This is a genomic window from Micromonospora okii, assembly GCF_020884795.1.
Taxonomy (GTDB): Bacteria; Actinomycetota; Actinomycetes; order Mycobacteriales; family Micromonosporaceae; genus Micromonospora; species Micromonospora okii.
Genome location: NZ_BBZF01000013.1, coordinates 491,557 through 510,850, shown reverse-complemented (window position 1 = coordinate 510,850; position 19,294 = coordinate 491,557). Strand labels below are relative to the sequence as shown.

16 protein-coding genes and 1 pseudogene are annotated in these 19,294 nt (G+C 70.6%); 8 read left to right on the top strand and 9 right to left on the bottom strand.

Annotated elements, in window-relative coordinates; all coding sequences use genetic code 11:
• A pseudogene (locus LPU43_RS05425) lies at positions 1 to 650 on the top strand (hypothetical protein); the annotation flags it as partial.
• A 25-nt stretch (positions 651 to 675) separates the two neighbouring features.
• Here LPU43_RS05425 and LPU43_RS05420 read toward each other — a convergent pair.
• The 3 genes from LPU43_RS05420 to LPU43_RS05410 all read right to left on the bottom strand — a co-directional run bounded on the left by LPU43_RS05420 (position 676) and on the right by LPU43_RS05410 (position 5,909).
• A complete protein-coding gene (locus tag LPU43_RS05420) occupies positions 676 to 2,187 on the bottom strand; it encodes a glycosyltransferase family 87 protein (RefSeq protein ID WP_229399100.1) in 1,512 nt (503 codons plus the stop codon).
• Positions 2,188 to 2,319: 132 nt separating this feature from the next.
• Complete coding sequence (locus LPU43_RS05415; RefSeq protein ID WP_229399099.1) at positions 2,320 to 5,244, bottom strand: transglycosylase domain-containing protein; 2,925 nt, start codon at positions 5,242 to 5,244, stop codon at positions 2,320 to 2,322.
• A gap of 191 nt (positions 5,245 to 5,435) precedes the next feature.
• Complete coding sequence (locus LPU43_RS05410) at positions 5,436 to 5,909, bottom strand: DUF5318 domain-containing protein (protein ID WP_229399098.1); 474 nt, start codon at positions 5,907 to 5,909, stop codon at positions 5,436 to 5,438.
• Positions 5,910 to 6,086: 177 nt separating this feature from the next.
• On the opposite strand from LPU43_RS05410, the gene LPU43_RS05405 reads away from it, so the two are divergent.
• Both LPU43_RS05405 and LPU43_RS05400 read left to right on the top strand, forming a co-directional pair.
• A complete protein-coding gene (locus LPU43_RS05405; protein WP_229399097.1) occupies positions 6,087 to 6,725 on the top strand; it encodes a PadR family transcriptional regulator in 639 nt (212 codons plus the stop codon).
• Positions 6,726 to 6,748: 23 nt separating this feature from the next.
• Entirely contained in the window at positions 6,749 to 7,828 is a 1,080-nt protein-coding gene (locus tag LPU43_RS05400) for an inositol-3-phosphate synthase (RefSeq protein WP_229399096.1), read from the top strand.
• Positions 7,829 to 7,890: 62 nt separating this feature from the next.
• Here the strand turns inward: LPU43_RS05400 and LPU43_RS05395 are convergent, their stop codons facing one another.
• The 3 genes from LPU43_RS05395 to LPU43_RS05385 form a co-directional block, all read right to left on the bottom strand.
• Positions 7,891 to 8,277 carry a type II toxin-antitoxin system death-on-curing family toxin gene (locus LPU43_RS05395; RefSeq protein WP_229399095.1) on the bottom strand — a complete coding sequence of 129 codons (387 nt, stop codon included), beginning with the start codon at positions 8,275 to 8,277 and terminating at the stop codon, positions 7,891 to 7,893.
• A complete protein-coding gene (locus LPU43_RS05390; protein ID WP_229399093.1) occupies positions 8,274 to 8,480 on the bottom strand; it encodes a ribbon-helix-helix protein, CopG family in 207 nt (68 codons plus the stop codon). The genes LPU43_RS05395 and LPU43_RS05390 overlap by 4 nt, the downstream gene beginning before the upstream one ends.
• Positions 8,481 to 8,677: 197 nt before the next feature.
• Entirely contained in the window at positions 8,678 to 8,950 is a 273-nt protein-coding gene (locus LPU43_RS05385) for a hypothetical protein (protein WP_229399092.1), read from the bottom strand.
• 366 nt (positions 8,951 to 9,316) lie between these two features.
• On the opposite strand from LPU43_RS05385, the gene LPU43_RS05380 reads away from it, so the two are divergent.
• Together LPU43_RS05380 and LPU43_RS05375 are read left to right on the top strand one after the other, a co-directional pair.
• Positions 9,317 to 10,171 (top strand): helix-turn-helix domain-containing protein, encoded by an 855-nt coding sequence (locus LPU43_RS05380; RefSeq protein ID WP_229399091.1) that lies wholly within the window; start codon positions 9,317 to 9,319, stop codon positions 10,169 to 10,171.
• Positions 10,172 to 10,175: 4 nt separating this feature from the next.
• Complete coding sequence (locus tag LPU43_RS05375) at positions 10,176 to 10,400, top strand: DUF397 domain-containing protein (protein ID WP_229399090.1); 225 nt, start codon at positions 10,176 to 10,178, stop codon at positions 10,398 to 10,400.
• Between the two features lie 111 nt (positions 10,401 to 10,511).
• Here LPU43_RS05375 and LPU43_RS05370 read toward each other — a convergent pair whose 3' ends face one another.
• Complete coding sequence (locus LPU43_RS05370) at positions 10,512 to 10,991, bottom strand: methylated-DNA--[protein]-cysteine S-methyltransferase (protein WP_229399089.1); 480 nt, start codon at positions 10,989 to 10,991, stop codon at positions 10,512 to 10,514.
• Between the two features lie 54 nt (positions 10,992 to 11,045).
• Here LPU43_RS05370 and LPU43_RS05365 point away from each other — a divergent pair, with 54 nt between their 5' ends.
• Together LPU43_RS05365 and LPU43_RS05360 are read left to right on the top strand one after the other, a co-directional pair.
• On the top strand, positions 11,046 to 11,591 hold the full coding sequence (locus LPU43_RS05365; RefSeq protein ID WP_229399088.1) for an NfeD C-terminal domain-containing protein: 546 nt from the start codon (positions 11,046 to 11,048) through the stop codon (positions 11,589 to 11,591).
• 29 nt (positions 11,592 to 11,620) lie between these two features.
• Positions 11,621 to 13,144, top strand: a complete 1,524-nt coding sequence (locus LPU43_RS05360) for a flotillin family protein (RefSeq protein WP_229399087.1) — start codon at positions 11,621 to 11,623, stop codon at positions 13,142 to 13,144.
• Between the two features lie 140 nt (positions 13,145 to 13,284).
• On the opposite strand, the gene LPU43_RS05355 is transcribed toward LPU43_RS05360, so the two are convergent.
• Both LPU43_RS05355 and LPU43_RS05350 read right to left on the bottom strand, forming a co-directional pair.
• The gene (locus LPU43_RS05355) at positions 13,285 to 15,456 is read right to left on the bottom strand and encodes a S8 family serine peptidase (RefSeq protein ID WP_229399086.1); all 2,172 of its coding nucleotides are present in this window, start codon (positions 15,454 to 15,456) and stop codon (positions 13,285 to 13,287) included.
• Positions 15,457 to 15,716: 260 nt separating this feature from the next.
• Positions 15,717 to 17,177, bottom strand: coding sequence for a CCA tRNA nucleotidyltransferase (locus LPU43_RS05350; protein WP_229399085.1), 1,461 nt, complete (start codon positions 17,175 to 17,177; stop codon positions 15,717 to 15,719).
• Positions 17,178 to 17,303: 126 nt separating this feature from the next.
• Here LPU43_RS05350 and murJ point away from each other — a divergent pair, with 126 nt between their 5' ends.
• Complete coding sequence (gene murJ / locus LPU43_RS05345; RefSeq protein ID WP_229399084.1) at positions 17,304 to 19,049, top strand: murein biosynthesis integral membrane protein MurJ; 1,746 nt, start codon at positions 17,304 to 17,306, stop codon at positions 19,047 to 19,049.
• Positions 19,050 to 19,294: the final 245 nt, after the last annotated feature.

The following is a 19,294-nucleotide window of genomic DNA, read 5'->3' as shown; positions in this document are numbered from 1 at the left end:
TGGTGACGATGGTGCTGGCGATGGGCACCCGGTTCTTCGGCGGCACGTACACCTACGGGGTGCTCTTCGAGTACCTGCCGGGCTGGAACGGCCTGCGCACGCCGGGCCGGCTGATGCTCTGGACGACGCTGCTGCTCGGGCTGCTCGCCGCGGGCTCGGTCAGCGCCTTCGCCATCCGGGTCCGGGAGTGGGCCGACGAGCGGGTGCCGCCGTGGCCGGGGCCGTGGCTGCGGCTGGCCATGGTGCTGCCGCTGCTGCTGGTGCTCGCCGAGGGGCTGAACGTAACGCCGCACCCCGTGGTGCCGACCCAGCCGGCGGCGATGCGGTCGGTGGACGGCCCGATGCTGGTGCTGCCGAGCGGCCAGGGCCACGACCAGCCGGTGATGCTCTGGTCGACCAGCCGCTTCCAGGACATGGTCAACGGTGGCAGCGGCTTCACCCCGCACCGGCAGGCGGAGATCCGGCAGGTGGCCGAGAGCTTCCCGGACCAGGCGAGCGTGACCTACCTGCGCGGCCTGGGCGTGCGCAACGTGGTGGTGCTGCGTAACCAGATCGGGGGCACGCCGTGGGAGACGAGGATCGACAGCCCGGTCGACGCGTTCGGCATCACCCGCCAGGAGGTCGAGGGCGCGGTGGTCTTCCGGCTCTGAGGTCGCAGGGTGGTTCCGGCGGGCGTCAGGCGCCCGCCGGGACCGGCTCGGCGGGCGCGGTGGTGTCGGGTCGCCGCCGCCAGCGGTCGAGCCAGGGCGCGTCCGGCGCGCCGTCGAGCAGCCCGCCGTCGGGGTCGTCGGCGTAGGTGGCCCGCACGGCGTCGCGCTCCGGGTTCAGGATCTCCCTGACGACCAGCACGCAGAGCAGCACGACGGTGCCGAGCCGCAGCGACGAGGCCAGCACGAAGACCCCCTCGGGGAAGACCGGCCGGCCGGTCGCCGCACCGAGCAGTTCCCCGTAGAAGGCGGCGAAGTAGCCGATCTCGGCGACCTGCCACGCGATGAAGGCTCCCCACTTCGGGCGGGCGAGGACGACCATCGGCAGTAGCCAGAGGACGAACTGCTGCGACCAGACCTTGCTGAAGATGAGGAACGCGGCGACGACGAGGAAGGCGAGCTGGGCCAGCCGGGGTCGGCGCGGGGCGCGCAGGGCCAGCACGCCCACCCCGAGGCAGGCAAGGCCGAAGAGGGCATAGGAGACCCAGTTCAGGGTGGGGATGTTGGCGTTGAGCCACTGGAAGGGACCCATCGAGGCCGGGTCCCCGATGTTGATCTTGCCGTCGAGGTAGCGCCCGATGTACCAGAGGGTGCCCCAGTCGATGGGCCGGGTCGTGTTCAGCTCGAAAAAGCGGTCCCAGTTGTCGCGGTAGGGCAGCGCGACCGGCAGGTTGACCGCGACCAGCGCCACGAGCGCCGTGCCGATGGCGACGAGGCCGGCGCGGAGCCGGTTCGCGCGCAGGGCGAGCACCAGGATCGGCCCGAGGATGAACAGCGGCCACAACTTGGCCGCCCCGGCGAGCCCGAGCAGCACCCCGGCCACCGCCGGGCGGCGACGGGCCCACGCGAACAACCCGAAGGCGGCGAGCCCGACGGCGAGCAGGTCCCAGTTGACGGTCGCGGTGAGGAACAGGGCGGGGGCGAGCGCGAAGAGAGCGGCGTCCCAGGGTCGTCGGCGACGCAGCGCGAGGATCGTCGCGACGGTGGCGACCGCGAGGGCGCTGAGCACCAGGGCGTTGAGGTTGTACGCCCACCGCCCCTGGTTGATCTCCGGGTTGTCGACGCCGAGCGCGTGCACCGGCAGCCCGAGCGCGCCCATGAAGTACCCGGTCAGCACCGGGTACTCGACGGGGTGGTCCCGGTAGGGCACCTTGCCCTCGTTGAGCCCTTCGGCGTAGTACAGCGCCAGCACGTCGGTGTAGCACATGCGCGTGTACTGCACGTTGTTCTGCCAGGCTCCGTCCTGGCAGGGCGACTTCTGCACCCAGTGCAGGGCGAGGGTCAGGCAGGCCAGGGCCAGCACGATCCGGGCGGCCGTCCAGAAGCGGCTCTCCCGGCCGGCGGGCCGGTCGAGCGCCACGGCGTGGTCGCCCAGCGGGCCGCCGATCAGCTCGGAGGCCCCGCGGACGAAGCCGTCCGACCGGGACGGGTGGTCGCCGCGTCCGGCGTCGTCGATGTCGGTCGTCGACTGGGTGCTCATGGTGAGGAATCATCCCGCACCGATGGCCCTCACGTCCTGCCTCGGCGGAAAACATTCCGGTACGCGAAACGCCGCCGGCGGCCGGACGTGGTGTCCGGCCGCCGGCGGCGTCGTTGCGTGGCCCGACTCAGCTCACTGCCGGGTCCGGGGGGCAATGGTGGGCAGCAGCCCGCCGCCGTCGCCCCCGTCGCCGGGGCGGGGATTGGTCGGTGTCCCCGGGATGCCCGGGTTCCCGGGATTACCCGGAGTGCCAGGATTACCCGGGTTCCCAGGGTTGCCGGGATTTCCGGGATTACCCGGGTTGCCGGGGTTGCCCGGGTTCTGCGGGCAGAAGGGCGGGGTACAACCCGGCTGGCCGGGCTGGTTCGTCGGCGGCGGGGGCGGGGGCGGCGGTTCGCCGTTGCCCGACTCCGGGTCGCCGACGTTGGCGGCCGGCGGGAAGTCCAGCATCTTCTCGCCCTTCAGGGCGTCGTTCATGAACCGCTCCCAGATGGAGCCCGGGAGGTTCCCGCCGCTGACCTTGCGCCCGTCGTTCAGCTTCAGCGGCTTTCGGGCCTGCTTGTTGCCCACCCAGACGGCCGTGGCGAGCTGCGGCGTGTAGCCGATCATCCAGGCGTCGCCGTTGTCCTCGCTGTTGGACTTCAACTCCCAGGTGCCGGTCTTGGACGTCGACTTGCGGCCGCCGGCGAGCTGGTGGTTGACCTGCGCCGGGTACTCCTGGAGGACCGACGTGACGTCGGCGACGACGTCCTGGGCGATCCGCCGCTTCGGCTCGAGCTTCTCGCTGCCGACCTTCTCCCACTTGCCGGTGTTCTCGTTCTGCTTCTCCACCGAGTAGAGGAAGTGGGCCTTGTTGTAGACGCCCTCGTTGGCGAAGGTGGCGACGCCGTTGGCGTGGTCCAGGACGGTGATCGGGTACTGGCCGTACCCGACGACGTGGAAGAACGGCGCCGGCGCGATGTCCTTCGGGTCGGTCTTCGTCAGGTCGTACGCCTTGGCGGGGTCGGTGTCCGTGCGCCACATGGTGGTGACGCCGGCCTGCTTCGCCATGTCGATGACCTTGTCCGGCCCGATCTCCTGGGTAACGTGGTAGAACGGCACGTTCAGCGACTTGAGGGTGGAGACCTTCAGGGTGCAGGAGTCGCCGCAGGACGGGTTGTCCACCCCGGCGTTGCTGACCTTGAACTTCGTGCCCTCCGGGGTGAAGGCGCGGCCCTTCCACCGCGACTCCAGCGCCTTGCCCTCCTTGAGCGCCGCCGCCAGGGTGTAGATCTTGAAGCTCGACCCCGGCGGGTGCCCGCCGCTGAGCGCGCCCTTGGAGTCGGTGTTCTTGCCGGCGTAGTCGGTGCCCGTGCCGTTGTCGCCCCCGTAGTAGGCGAGGACGCGGCCGTTGTCCGGGTCGATGGCCACCACGGCCGCCATCAGGTTGTCGGGCTGGCCGGCGAGCTCCGAGCCCTTCGTCTTGCGCTGGGCCGCCTCGACCGCCGCCTTCTGGATCTTGGTGTCGATCGTGGTGCGGATCCGGTAGCCGCCGGCCATCAGCGCCTGCGAGCAGAGCGGCTTCTTGTCGGTGACGTCGGCCTCCTTGTCGACGCAGAGGCCCTTCTCGCGCATCTCGGTCTTGACGTAGTTGATGACGTTGCCGTACGGCGTGTTGACGCCGAAGTCGACGCCGGCGCCCCCGTTCTTGGGGCTCCTGATGTTCTTCGGGTACTCGGCCGGGCGGGCGGGCCGGTTCGGGGCGTTCAGCCACCCCTCCTCGACCATGCCGTTGATGACGTACTCCCACCGGGACTTCGCGTCGTCCGGGCTGACCGCCGGGTCGTACCCCCTGTGGGTGGCGGTGGCCTCCGGCTGCTTGATCAGCGCGGCGAGCACGGCACCCTCGGCGGGGGTCAGGCTCTTCGCCGACTTGCCGAAGTACGTCTGCGCCGCCGCCTCGATCCCGTACGCGCCGCGGCCGAAGTAGATCACGTTCAGGTAGTGCTGCATGATCTGCGGCTTGCTGTACCGGTCGTTCAGCTTGGAGGCGAGGATCGCCTCCTTCACCTTCCGGGCGTAGGTGTCATCCTTCAAGCTGTCGTAGGCGTTGCGCGCGTACTGCTGCGTGATCGTCGACGCGCCCTGCTTGTCGCCGCCGGAGAGGTTGTTCCAGGCGGCCCGGGCGATGCCCTTGTAGTCCACGCCCGAGTGCTGGTAGAAGTTCCGGTCCTCCGCGGCGGCCACCGCGTCCTGCACATGCTGCGGGATCTGGTCGATGGTGACCAGCGTGCGGTTCTGCTCACCCACCTTGGCGATGATGGTCTTGTTGTCCATCGCGTAGAGCGTTGTCGCCTGCGGCGGGGTGGTGTCCTCGGGGAGCACGACGTTCGTCGAGTAGTACGTGAAGCCGACGACGCCGATGCCCGCGAGCATGATGAGGATCGCGAAGCCGGCGATGAGGATGTTCACCCGCTTGCGCTTCTTGGTCCGCGCCGTCTTCGCCCGGCCGTCGGGAGCACGGTCGGGCCCGCCGGGCGGCGCGGTGGTGCCGGAGGGCGGCGCGACGCTCGCCCTGGCGACGGAGGCGCGGCCGGCGGGGCCGCCGACACTCGCGGCGCCCACGCTGGCCCGCCCGCCCGGCGCGGCCCCCACGCTGGCCCGCCCGGAACCGGCGCCGACCGAGGCCCGCCCCGCCGGGGAGACCGGCACCGAGGCCCGCCCGCCGCCGGCCTGGCCGGGTGTCGACGCGCCGCGAGCCGGCGGAACGGGAACCGAGGCCCGGCCCGAGCCGCCCGCGCGGCCGACCGACGCCGAACCCACCGAGGCGGAGCCGGCGGCGGGTGCGCCGCGCGGCGGCACGGAGGCGGAGCCGCCAACTGTGGAGCGGCCGCCCGCGGCGGGGCCGCGGGGCGGAACGGAGGCACGGCCGGGCTGTGCCGTACCCTCTGGTGACCAGCTACCGCGCGCGTCGTCGCCCCGACGGTACGCGTCGGGCGGGCCCTCGCCGGGGTCGCCGTTGGCGCCCGGAATCTGGGCCCGTCCCCGCGAGGAGCTGGGATCGCCGTACGAGTTCATTCCTCACACCCTGCCGGTCGCGGTGGCACGCGGGCGCGTCGCCACCGGGTTGCCGTGAGCTGAAACACGCGACGCCCCGGCCCGAGGGGACGGGGCCGAGGCCGTCGCTTCTGGATTAATCGGGCCAATCGGGCCCAAGAGCTGTCGGTCGCCCCGCTGCCTCCACACCGGGCCAACCGAGTCAGCTTGGTTCACCGTTGCGCCTCTCGCCTTCGCCGTGGGGCCGGGCCGGCAGCCGAGGCCGAGGTGGCCGAACCGCCGACCGCGTCCTGCCCCGCCCCGTCCTCCGTGCCACCGACCAGCCCGTCCCGGCCCAGCAGGAACTGCTCGACGAGGTGGTTCCAGCCGCAGCCGAGGCACACCTCCACCACGAAGACCTGGAACTCACGCAGCGTCATCGCCAGGACGGGCAACTCGGACAGGCTACGCGCCTGTCCGGCGGACTGCCTGAGCTCGTCCCCGTAAATGTAGTGGACGTGGGTGAGGTTCTCGCTGCGGCAGATCGGGCAGCGTTCGTCGGTGGTCTCGCCGTGGAACCGGGCGGCGCTTCTCAGGTACGGCGACGCGTCGCAGACGTCGTACGCGCCCACCCGACCGGTGGCGAGTTCACGCAGCACCGCCCGCTTCCGGAGCGAGTAGTCGACAACCTGGCGCTGCGTACGCATGCGGAGAAGGGTACGCCGTCCGGCGCGACGAGGCGACCACCGTCACAATCCGTGAACCCGGGATTCCGGCGCGGGGGTTTGCCCTGATGATGGAACAGCCGCTAACGTGCGATGTATCGGTCCGATACATCGTGACGGCGACACCTCCGCTTCGGGGGTCGGGAGGGGGATGGCTCCGTGCTCGACCTCGCCATCCTCGGCCTGCTCCAGGAGTCCCCGATGCACGGCTACGAGATCCGCAAGGAGCTCACGGCCAAGCTGGGGGCGATCCGGGCGGCGATCAGCTACGGCTCGCTCTACCCGACCCTGCGGCGGCTCCAGGCGGCGGGCTGGATCACCGAGGCAGCCGACACGCCCGTGACGACCGAGGAGGTCCCCGCCCTGACCAGCCGACGCGGTCGGGTGGTCTACGAGATCACCGCGGAGGGCAAGGAACGCTTCGCCCAACTGATCGCGCAGGCGGGCCCGGAGACGTACGACGACACGGGCTTCGGCGTGCACTTCGCGTTCTTCGCCCGCACCGACCAGGCGACCCGGCTCCGCATCCTCGAGGGTCGCCGCCGCAAGATCGAGGAACGCCGCGAGGGCCTTCGCGACGTGCTGGGCCGGGCGGCCGAGCGCCTCGACGCGTACACCCTGGAACTGCAACGCCACGGCCTCGACGCCTGCGAGCGCGAGGTCCGCTGGCTGGAGGAGCTCATCGCCAACGAGCGCTCCGGCCGTGCCCCGACGGTCCCGCACACCGGGACGGCCGGCGGTCGACGAGATAACGACAGCCCGCCTCCGCCTGGAGAGTCCAGGTCAGAGCGGCCGTGATGAAAAAGAAGGAGGCAGACGCTATGGGCTCCGTCCGCGTCGCCATCGTCGGTGTGGGGAACTGCGCCTCGTCCCTCGTGCAGGGCGTGGAGTACTACCGCAACGCCGACCCGAACGACCGCGTCCCGGGTCTCATGCACGTCACCTTCGGCGACTACCACGTTTCGGACGTGGAGTTCGTCGCGGCGTTCGACGTGGACGCCAAGAAGGTGGGCATGGACCTCGCGGAGGCGATCGTCGCCAGCGAGAACAACACGATCAAGCTCTGCGACGTGCCGCCGACCGGCGTCACCGTGCAGCGCGGCCCGACCTTCGACGGTCTGGGGCAGTACTACCGCGAGATCGTCGAGGAGTCGGACGCCGAGCCGGTGGACGTGGCCAAGGCGCTGCGTGACGCCCAGGTCGACGTGGTCGTCTCCTACCTGCCGGTCGGTTCCGAGCAGGCCGACAAGTTCTACGCCCAGGCGGCGATCGACGCCGGCTGCGCGTTCGTCAACGCCCTGCCGGTCTTCATCGCCTCCGACCCCGAGTGGGCCAAGAAGTTCGAGGACGCGGGCCTGCCGATCGTCGGCGACGACATCAAGAGCCAGGTCGGTGCCACCATCGTGCACCGCGCCCTGGCGAAGCTCTTCGAGGACCGCGGGGTCGAGCTGCTGCGCACGTACCAGCTCAACTTCGGCGGCAACATGGACTTCATGAACATGCTGGAGCGCAACCGCCTGGTCTCGAAGAAGATCTCGAAGACCCAGTCGGTCACGTCCCAGATCCCGCACGAGATGCAGAAGAGCGACGTGCACATCGGCCCGTCGGACCACGTGCCGTGGCTCGACGACCGCAAGTGGGCGTACATCCGCCTGGAGGGCCGCTCGTTCGGCGACACCCCGCTCAACGCCGAGCTGAAGCTCGAGGTGTGGGACTCGCCGAACTCGGCCGGTGTCATCATCGACGCCGTCCGGGCCGCGAAGATCGCCCTGGACCGGAAGATCGGCGGCCCGATCCTGTCGGCCTCGTCGTACTTCATGAAGTCCCCGCCCGTGCAGTACGCCGACCACGACGCGCACGCCGCCGTCGAGGCGTTCATCGCCGGCGAGGTCGAGCGCTGACGCGCTGACCACCGCAGCACCGTCGAGGGCCGGGTCCGCACGGACCCGGCCCTCGCACTCATTCAGGCCGGCATCTCCAGGTACGGCGACAGCCGCAGCGCCAACTCGTCGACCGAGTCCACCTCACCACTGGTCAACGCATCGGTCAGCCCCATCCGCTCCTTGGCCGGCATGGTGAAGGTCAGCCCGTCGCGCTGCAGGAACACCCGCATCGCAGCCCAGGCCAGCCCGGCGTTCCACATGTCCAGTGGTCGCCACATCATCAGCCCGTGCAGCAGCGCCGCTGCTTTGTCCAGAACAGTTGGGTAGGCCGCGCGGTTCATCATCCGAGCGTGCGGGCGGGCCGCTGCGGCGACCAGGATGCCGGCGTCTCGCACCCGACTCTGCGGACCGGTGTACTCGGCCAGAAGGGTGAGCAGATCCTCCGGCTCCGGCCAGGGCTGCCTCACCGATCCCCCAACATCTCGAAGAACTCGGCGTCCTCCTCGAAGACCTGCCGGGCTGCCTGGCGGGTCCACTCGTTACGTTCTCGACGTTCGAGGTACTCCTGGATCGCCACCTCGACGGTCTTGTGCATCGAGCGGTGCTCGGCTTCGGCCAGCTCACGGAGCCGCTGTTCCACTTCGGGCTTGAGCGTCAGGGTGAAGGCCATACCAGATTTGTATAGCTTGTCAGGGGACACGTCAACCAAGGCTGGGCACTACTTCTCCTTACCGGTAACCAGGCCGAGCAGATTCGATCGACCCGCTCGGGATGTCCATCCGAGCGCCGCCAGTACGCCGCATACCAGCCAACGGCCGACGGGAAAGCCAGGTGCGGCAGCAAGAAAAACTGAACGTGTAATGGCCGTCACGTACTCAATGCCCCCGACACCTGCCCGGGGGCGCGTTCAGTGCGGGGCCTCACGATGCGGAGCCCGTCCGGCCGTACGAAGATCGTGCAGCGCTCGGTCGCATCGCCCTTCGCGTCGAGCTGGTAGACGTCGAGCCAGCACCAGCCCTGGTAGGTGAGCAGGTCGTCGCGCACCCGGATCACCCGGGCGACGATCGGCCGAGTGATGAACTGGACGCTGGCCGCCCGGGTCACCCGGACCACGTCCCCGGCCCTGATGTCGCTGCTCACGGCCCGTACCGCCGCCACGCCCGGCTCAGTGCCGGGGAGGCGCCGTCAGATCAGCGCACCCCTCGGCCAGAACCCGAATGGGTACGCACGACGCGGGCGCGCCGGCGCCCGCCGGCAGGGGGTACGGCGTGGTAGACAGTCGGGGAGTCATTCCCCGGGACGCCATCCATCCGGTGTGTCTCCCGTTCGGCTCGTTCCCAGACCGGGGTGGGCATGCCGCCAAGCCGCCCCACCCCGGTCCTTTACACCGGCCGCTGATCACCTTCAGTGACCACAACCACACGCAGCATGCAGTAAATTTGGCAGTTGTGCAACCTTGCACGGGAGGAATCCGTTCGAGATGCTGATGCAGACGAACGGAGAGCGATGCCGAACGAACTTGCTTCCACACTTCGCGCCCAGTGGCTCGGTCAGCAGCTCCGCGAGATGCGGGAGGGTGCCCGGCTGACGCTGCGGGAGGTGGGTGAATGCCTCAACCGCAACGCCAGCACCGTCAGCCGGATCGAGTCCGGCATGCTGCCGGCCCGGGTGCCCGAGGTGCTGGCCTACCTCGACGTCTGCGGGATCGACGACCCGAAGCGGCGCGACGACCTCAAGACGATGGCGCAGGACGTCTGGCAGAAGGGCTGGTGGGACGGCCTTACCGCCAACGTCGCCGCATCGTTGATCGACTGGATCTGGCTGGAGAGCCGCGCCACGGCGATCGACTCCTTTCAGGACTCCGTGATTCCCGGCCTGCTCCAGACCAGGGAGTATGCCGAAGCCGTCATCCGGGCCGCCGATGACCACCTTCCCGACGATCAGCTCCGAAGCTTCGTTGAGCTGCGCATGAACCGCCAGCAGCGCTTGAGCAGCCCCGAGCCGATCCGGCTCTCCGTCGTCATCGACGAGGGCGCGCTACGCCGCATGATCGGCGGACCTGAGGTGATGCGAGCCCAACTCGCCCACCTTCGCTCGCTGGCTGGCTGGCCGAACGTCGAAATCATGATCCTGCCGTTCGCCGCAGGTGCCCATGCCAGCCCCAATGGCGCCTTTGACGTCTTCCGCATGCGGCGGCCGTACCCACCCGCCGGTTGCATCTCCACGGTCGTCGGAACGGTGGTGGTCGAAGGGGAGAAGGCCGAATCGCTGTACCAGCGCTACGATCGGCTACGCCGGTCGGCGCTGCGCAACGGTGCCGTGCAGCGGATCCTCTTCGATCTCGAAGCGCGTCTGGAGTGAGCACATGGCGACGATCGACCGCCCCACCCCCGGGCTGCCGGTGGCCTGGCACGTGAGCAGCCGCAGTGGCAACGGCGACGGCAACTGCGTCGAGGCCGGGCCGGTGCTCGACGGCAGCGGGCGGTTCGCCGTACGCGATAGCAAGGACCGCAGCGGCCCGACGCTGATCTTCTCCACAACCGGCTGGGCCGCCTTCCTCACCCACCTTCGCGCGAACCGCCTCACCTGAACCCTGGTGCCTCAACCGGCTCAGAGATCTTGGTAGGAAACGGCCCCTCGGGGGAGCCCTTCGGGGGGCCGAAATCGTCCAAGATCTACCCGACTGCACGCCTCGTAGGCGTCAGGACCAGGCGCGGCGCAGGGCGACGCCGGCCTCCAGCTCCAGCAGCGTCACCTTGCGTGGCAGGCCGCCGCCGAAGCCGACCAGCTTCGCCCCCGCGCCCACGATCCGGTGGCAGGGCACGATCACGGGGATCGGGTTGCGGTTGCAGGCCACCCCGACCGCCCGCGCCGCCCCCGAGTCGCCGACCACCCGGGCCACCTCGCCGTAGGTCGACGTCTCCCCGTACGGGATGCGGGTCATCTCCCGCCAGACCGCGCGCTCGAACTCGGAGCCCCGGCGCACCGTCACCGGCACCGTGAACTCGGTCAGCTCCCCGGCGAAGTACGCCCGCAGCTCGGCCACGGCCCGCCCGGACAGCTCGTCGCCGGGGGCCTCGACCGCTGTCTCCACCCGCCCGAAGTGCGTGCCGCACACGGCGTCGTCGTCGGTGGCAACGGAGAACTCGCCGATCGGGGAGTCGAGCACGGTCCAGCGCACGCCCCCATTCTCCCCCGCCGGCGCGAAGCGCCCCGCTCCGCCTCCACGCGCCAGTTGACCTTGCACACCATCGATACGGTGCGGGTCGTGGCCACGGGAACGCTCATCTTTCTGATCATCGGTGGGGCGGGTGTCGCCGTGCTGGCGCTGGCCCTGCTCGGCACCGAGCTGTTCCAGTTCGGCCACCCCGGCGGCGACGGGCCCATCTCCGTCGAGGTGGTCGCCGGGTTCGCCGGCGCGTTCGGCTTCGGCGCGGCGATCGTCAACGAGCTGCTCGGTGCGCGTACCCCCGGGTCGATCGTCGCGGCGGTGGCCGGCGGCGCGGTCGCCGCGGTGCCCACGGCCTGGCTCGCGGCCCGGCTCAGCCGGGCGGCCCGCACCATGCGCACCGACCCCACCCCCACCCGCAACGACATGGTCGGCGCGATCGGCCTCGTGGTGACCCCGGTGCCGGTCGACGGCTACGGCGAGGTCCGGGTCCGCGTCGCCGGCCAGCCCGTCAAGCTCAACGCACGCGCCGACCGGCCAATCCCGGTGGGTGCCCAGATCTTCGTGGTGGAAGCCCTGAGCGAGACCAGCGTGCACGTCGAGACCTACTAGCACTCCTCGTTCGCAGAAACGGAAGTCCCATGCCCCTCGTCATCGCCATCGGAGGCGCGGTCCTCCTCGTCCTCTTCCTCGTCCTCTTCGTGCTCTCCCGGATCAAGGTCGCCGGGCCGAACGAGGCGTTCATCGTCACCGGCCGCAAGGGCCGGACCACCCAGACCGCCGACGGCGGCCGATCGACGGACAACTCGGGGCAGAAGGTCGTCCTCGGCGCGTCGGTCTTCGTGCTGCCGGTGGTGCAGAAGCTCCAGTCGCTGGACCTGTCCAGCCGCCGCATCGACGTCGGCATCAAGGGCGCGGTGAGCAAGCAGGGCATCCGGGCCGACCTGCACGGCGTCGCCATCGTCAAGGTCGGCGGCACCGAGGACGCGATCCGCGCCGCCGCCCAGCGCTTCCTCAACCAGCAGGACGAGATCGACAACTTCACCCGGGAGGTGCTGGCCGGCGCGCTGCGCTCGATCGTCGGCCGGCTCACCGTCGAGGAGGTCATCCGGGACCGGGCGGCGTTCGCCAGCGCGGTGGCCGAGGAGGCCGAGCACTCGATGACCAACCAGGGGCTGGTGCTGGACACCTTCCAGCTCCAGGACATCGTGACCGAGGGGTCGTACCTGCGGGACCTGGGGCGGCCGGAGGCGGCCAGGGTGCTCAAGGACGCCGCGATCGCCGAGGCGCGCAACCGCCAGCAGGCCGAGCAGGAGCGGCTGCTGGCCGAGGAGGCCATCGCCGAGGCCAACCGGAACCTGTCGCTCAAGCAGACCGCCATCCAGGCGGAGATCGACGCCGCGAAGGCGAAGTCGGCGGCGGCCGGGCCGCTCGCCCAGGCCGAGCGCGACCAGGCGATCCTCACCGAGCAGCAGAAGGTGGCCGAGCGCAATGCCGAGCTGAAGCAGCGCCAGCTCGACACCGAGGTGCGCAAGCCGGCCGACGCCGCCAGGTACAAGGTGGAGCAGGAGGCCGAGGCGGCCCGCAACGCGGCCGTGCTCAAGGCCGACGCGCAGCGGCAGGCCACCATCGCCGCCGCGCAGGCGTCCGCCGAGCAGGCCCGGCTGACCGGTGAGGGCGAGCGGGCCCGGCGGGCCGCGCTGGCCGAGGCGAACGCGATCGAGGGCGCGAAGGAGGGCGAGGCCGAGCAGCGCCGGCGCTCCGCCATCGCCGAGGCCGTCGAGCGGGAGGGCCAGGCGGAGGCGGCGGCCATCCTGGCCAAGGGCCAGGCCGAGGCCGACGCGATGGCCCGCAAGGCCGAGGCGTTCGCCGCGTACGGCGAGGCGGCCGTGCTGGACCTGCTGGTCCGGGTGCTGCCGCAGGTGGTCGAGGCGGCCAGCGCCCCGATCGGCGCGATCGACAAGATGACGGTCATCTCCACCGACGGGGCGTCCTCGCTGACCAGGTCCGTCGCGAGCAACGTCGCGCAGGGGCTCCAGCTCGGCACCGACCTGACGGGCATCGACCTGGCCGGCCTGCTCGCCAAGCTCGGCGCGGGACAGCCCGGGGCGGACGGCTCCGGCGGCGGCCGGGCCGTGGTGGACGGCAGCACCGCCGCCCGCTGAGCCACCCCGACAGCCGGCCGGACCCGTCGCGGGGTCCGGCCGGCTTCGTTCTGTTCTGGGGTACGGAAGGAAGGCCGGCGCCCGCCGGACCGCCCCGGTGTGGGGCGGTGCCGACGGGCGCCGGTTCGGTACGGGCTCTGTCAGGCGGAAGCGATGGTGAAGAACTCCCAGGTACCGAGGTACCTGTCGTTCCACGGCTCGTACACGCCCTTGGCGATCAGCGGCTTACTGCCAGCGGAGTCGGCCTTGACGAACAGGGTGTTGGCCCAAGACCTCAGAGAGATCGCAACATCCGTGCCCATATCGATGTTGAAAGCCTCCCACTGACCGATCGAGCTGGCCTTCGCCAGCAGCGGCTTGGAGCCACCGCTCTGCGCGGTCACGTACTTCTTGTTGACCAGGGCCCGAAGCGCGACGTCCCCGAACCCGAGCTCGACGAGCTCGAACTTCTCCCAGGCTCCGGCCGAGGTGCTCTTGGCCAGCAGGGGCTTGGCGCCGGCACCGTCGGCCGCGACGAACTTGCCGTTGGCAGCGGCCTTCAGGCTGACGGTCGGGTTCGGCGACTCCAGATCGAACTTCTCCCAGTCGCTGATCTTGGTGCTCTTGGCGATCAGCGGCTTGGAGCCCGCGCCGTCAGCGGCCACATACTTGCCGTTGACCTGTGCCTTGAGGCTGACGCTGCTGTCGATGTTGTGAACCAGCTGGAACTTCTCCCACGCGCCGATCGCAGTGCTCTTGGCGAGCAGCGGCTTGCTGCCGCCCCCGTCAGCCGCGACGTACTTGCCGTTGGCCTTCGACTTGAGAGCGACCAGACCGTCACCGGCGGAGACGATGTCGAACTTCTCCCACGAGCCGATGGTCCAGCTCTTGGCGATCAACGGCTTGCTGCCACCGCTGTCGGCCGCCACGAGGCCGTCGTTGATCCAGGCCCGGAGGCCGACGGAGCTTCGGGTCACCGGAGCCGCACCGACGTGCAGCAACCGGTCGATGCCGTACACCCCGCCGAACGTGCCGTCACTGAAGGCCAACGTCATGCCGGGGGCGAAGACCGCCCCGGAGACACCGTTGGTGACCACGGAGTTGCGCACCTGCTCAGGGGTCCAGCTCGGGTTCTGGGCGAGGAGCAACGCCGCCGCACCGGCCACGTGCGGTGCGGCCATCGACGTCCCGCTCATCGTCGCCTTCGCGGTGGTGCTCCCGATCGAGGCGGAGGTGATGCTCACACCGGGGGCGAAGGTGTCCAGGCACAGGCCGGAGTTCGAGAAGCCCGCCCTCAGGTCCGTCCGGTCGGTGGCACCAACGGTGATCGCCGCCGACGTCCTTGCCGGAGAGAAGGCGCAGGCATCCCACGCCTCGTTACCGGCGGAGACCGTGAAGCTGACGTTCTTAGCGATAGCGGCGGACACGGCGTCGTCGATCGCCGTGCTTGCCCCGCCGCCCAGGCTCATGTTCGCCACTGCGGGCTGCTGAGCATTCCCGGCCACCCAGTCGATCCCGGCAACGACCCCGTCGGTCGTTCCCTGGCCGTCGCAGTTGAGCACGCGCACCGCGACCAGCTTGACGTCCTTGGCGACGCCGTAGGTCTTGCCACCGACGGTGCCCGCCACGTGCGTGCCGTGTCCGTCGCAGTCGTCGGCGGTGGGCCTGCCGTCCGCCACGGCGTTGATCCCGTAGCTCGCCCGACCCCCGAAGTCCTGGTGGCCGATGTTGATGCCGCTGTCGATGATGTAGGCGGTGACGTCCTTGGCCGACGTCGAGGGGTAGGTGTAGGACTTGTCCAGCGTGGGGGTGGTCTGGTCGATCCGGTCCAGACCCCACGACGGCGGATTCGTCTGGGTGCCGCTGGCCGAGAACCAGCGGACCGGCTCGACGTAGGCGACGTCCGGGTCGGCGGCCAACTGCTTCGCCTGAGCTCCGGTGAGCTTCGCGGAGTAGCCGTGCAGGGCCTTCGTGAAGACCTTCTCCACGGTGCCACCGTTGGCCTTCGTCAAGGCCTGCACCGTGCCACGGGTGACGCTCGGGCTGGCCTTGCCGTCCTTGAGCTTCACGATGTACTTGCCCGGCACGATCTTGCCGGCGAGGTCGTTCGCCTCGGACTTGCCCGGCCGAACCTGGCCGGGACGCGCCTGCGAGGCACCTGCGGCCGCCTGAAGGGCACCCGGGGTAGTCAGGCCGGTCCGGGGCTCGACGCGCAGGTTGGGTCGGACCGGAGCGTCCTGCAGAGCGACCGAATCCGCCGCCGCGTCCGGGCTGGCCGGGGCGGTGGGTTCTGCCATTGCGGTGCCGCCGGTGGCGGCCACGATGGAGGTCACGGAGGCGAGCGCGAGCCCGGCCACCGCAGAGCGGCGCATTACGCCACGACGTCTCAAAGACTTCTCCCCGTTGTCATCAACCATCCGTCTTGAATGGCCGAGGAATGAATCCGCCTCACACTGATGATCAGGAGGCCGGGATGATGTTGCACCATCATGGATGATGGTCAAAGGGGATTACCTCAGCCGAACGGTCGATACGGCGGCGTTTCGTCGTCAGTTTCCCGACTGTAGGGACGACGGGAGAACCACGCCTCCGCTCAGCCGATCACGCCCTGATCCCGGGCCCAGCGCAGCAGTTCCGCCTCGGCGGCGTCCCGGTCTAACGGGCCGTGCTCCAGGCGCAACTCCTTGAGGTGCTTCCAGGCCCGGCCCACCACCGGCCCCGGCGGGACGCCGAGCAGCTCCATGATGGCGTTGCCGTCCAGGTCGGGCCGGACCCGGGCAAGGTCCTCCTCGGCCGCGATCCGGGCGATCCGCTCCTCCAGCGCGTCGTAGTCCGCCGCCAGGGCGGCGGCCTTGCGCCGGTTGCGGGTGGTGCAGTCCGAGCGGGTCAGCAGGTGCAGCCGGGTCAGCAGGTCCCCGGCGTCGGTGACGTACCGGCGCACCGCCGAGTCGGTCCACTCGCCCCGGCCGTACCCGTAGAAGCGCAGGTGCAGGTTGACCAGCTTGACGACCTGGGCGGTGACGTCCTTCGGGTACCGCATGGCCTTCATCCGGGCCTTGGTCAGCCGCGCGCCGACCACCTCGTGGTGGTGGAAGCTGACCCGGCCGTCCGGGCCGACCGCCTTGGTGGCCGGCTTGCCGACGTCGTGCATCAGCGCGGCCATCCGCAGGACGAAGTCGCAGCCGTCCGTCTCGTACGACACGGCGTTGCTGACCACGGTGAGGGTGTGCTCGTAGACGTCCTTGTGCTGGGCGTGCTCGTCGATCTCCAGCTTCAGCCCGGTCAGCTCCGGCAGGAAGCGGTCGGCCAGCCCGGTGTCGACCAGCAGCCGCAGGCCGGTGATCGGGTCCGCCCCGCAGAGCAGCTTGGTGAACTCGTCGCGGATGCGCTCGGCAGTGATCCGGTCGAGGTCGGCGGCCATCCGGGTCATCGCGGCGCGCACGTCGGGGTGCACGGCGAAGCCGAGCTGGGCGGCGAAGCGGGCCGCCCGCAGCATCCGCAGCGGGTCGTCGCCGAACGACTCGGCCGGGGTGCCGGGGGTGCGGATCACCTTGGCGGCGAGGTCGGCGAGGCCGCCGTGCGGGTCGGTGAACCGGTGGTCGGGCAGGCTCACCGCCATCGCGTTGATCGTGAAGTCGCGCCGCCGCAGGTCGTCGGTGAGGCTGGTGCCGTACTCGACGGTCGGGTTGCGGCTGACCTGGTCGTACGCCTCGGCGCGGAAGGTGGTGACCTCCAGCCGCAGCCCGTCGCGCTGGCAGCCGATGGTGCCGAACTCGCGCCCGGTCTCCCAGATCGCCTCGGCCCAGCCCTTGACGATCCGCAGGGTCTGGTCGGGGTGGGCGTCGGTGCAGAAGTCGAGGTCGTCGCCGAGCCGGCCGAGCAGGGCGTCGCGCACCGAGCCGCCCACCAGGTGCAGCTCGTGGCCCGCCTGGGCGAAGCGGCGGCCCAGCTCGTCGGCGACCGGGGAGACGCGGAGCAGTTCGGCTACGGCGTTGCGCTGCGCTGCGGTGAGCTCGCGGCGGTCGGCGGCGTGGGGTGCGGAGGCTTCGGACATGGGAGCGCCAGCCTATCGGTCCGGTGGGGGGACTGATCCGCCGGGCGCGGGTAGGAAGTGCGCGTTGACTAAGGTCGGGGGGTGCGGGCCGGTGCCCGGCTCCGACGTACCCCTTGGAGGCTGGAGATGAGCGGCGGTCTCTACCGCAGCGCCAACGCCGGGCAGGGCGGCGGCCGACGGCCCGGCGACGACGCCACCTTCATCTCGGCCGACCCGCTGAACCAGCCCGCCGTGGAGTCGGTCGCGCCGCCGCAGGAGGTGGTCGCGGAGACCAGCGCCGCGACGAACAGCGCGGTGATGGCGATCGGCAGCCTGGTCAGCCGAGGTACGGGCTTCCTGCGCACGCTCGTGCTCACCGCCGCGCTGGGCGGGGCCCTGGTCGGCGACGCGTACACGACCGCGCAGATCTTCCCGGGCATGGTGTACGAGTTCCTGCTAGGCGGCATCCTCACCAGCGTCCTGGTCCCGGTGCTGGTGCGCCGGCGCAAGACCGACGACGACGCCGGCCAGGCGTACGCCCAGCGGCTGCTCACCCTGGCGGTGATCGCGCTGGCCGTGGCGGCGGTGCTCGCGGTGGCGATCGCCCCGGTGCTGACCTGGCTGTACGCCAGCGACCAACAGACCGGCGACTACCGGAACCTGGTCAACGCGCTGTCCCGGCTGATGCTGCCGATGATCTTCTTCACCGGCCTGAGCGCGCTGATCAGCGCGGTGCTCAACACGCGGGGCCACTTCGCCGCCCCGATGTGGGCCCCCATCCTCAACAACCTCGTGGTGATCGCGACCGGCGGCCTCTACATCGCGATCTTCGGGGCGGAGATCGTCGAGCCGCAGGAGATGACGTTCGGGCGCATCCTGCTCGTCGGCGGCGGCACCCTGCTCGGCGTGGCGATCCAGGCCGCCGGCCTGATGCCGGCGCTGCGCAAGGTCGGTTTCCGCTGGCGGTTCCGCTTCGACTTCGGCAAGCTCGGCCTCGCCGAGCTGGGCCGGCTCGGCGCCTGGATGTTCTGCTACGTCGCGGTCAGCCAGCTCGGCCTGATCGTCGTGTTCAACCTGCTCAGCCGGGCCAGCGGCGAGAAGGCGGCCGGCCCGCTGATCTACAACAACGTCTTCCTGCTGCTGATGATGGCGCACGGCATCATCGCCGTGTCGATCATCACCGCGCTGATGCCCCGGATGAGCGCCGCCGCAGCCGACGGCCGGTACGCCGACCTCGCCGCCGACCTGGCCCGGGGCACCCGGACCGTCACGGCGGTCCTCGCCCCGATCGGGGTCTGCTACGCGGTGCTCGCCACCCCGATCGCCTTCGCCCTGTTCCAGCACGGCGCATTCACCGAGCAGAACGCCCGGGACACCGCCCCGGTGCTGGTGGTGGCCGCCGTGGCGCTGGTGCCGTTCGCGATCAGCCAGCTCTTCACCTTCGCCTTCTACGCGCTGCCGGACACCCGGACCCCGGCGCTGGTCAACATCCCGGTGGTCGGGCTCCGGGTGGTCGTGCAGATCGGCCTCTTCTCCGCGTTCGCGGCGAGCTTCGCGGCGGCCGGGATGATGCTCGGCAACGCGGTCTCGTACGTGGCGGCGGCCGTCATCTCGGCGTGGCTGCTGCGGGGCCGGGTCGGCCGGATCGGGCTGGGGTCGATCATGGGCACCTTCGGTCGGGTGGCCGCCGCCGCCGCCGGGGCCGCCCTGGCCGGCCTGCTCGTGGTGAAGCTGCTCCCGGGCGGCGACGCCCCCGGCCTGATCCAGGCGGCCGTGCAGATCGTGGTCGGCGGCGCGGTCATCGGGGGGACGTACCTCGCGCTGGCCACGGTGCTGCGGATCGGCGAAATCACCGAGGTCCTCGGAATGGTCCGGCGCCGCCTCGGCCGCTGAGCCCGTCGCCCCGGTCGCTGGGCCCGCCGTCGGCGGTTGCCGGAGCGGGTGCGGCCCTCCGGCACCCACCGTGACGGTGGATCACCAGCCTGGGGACACACCTGTGGATAACTCACCGATTCGCCGGTCAGCCAACGGAAGTGCCTGTGGACAACCAGCCGTAAGGCTGAGCATGGGGAGCTGTTCGGTGGGGAATCCGAGCCGTGTCGCCCGCAGGCGCGACACCGCCGCCGCCCCTGCGACGA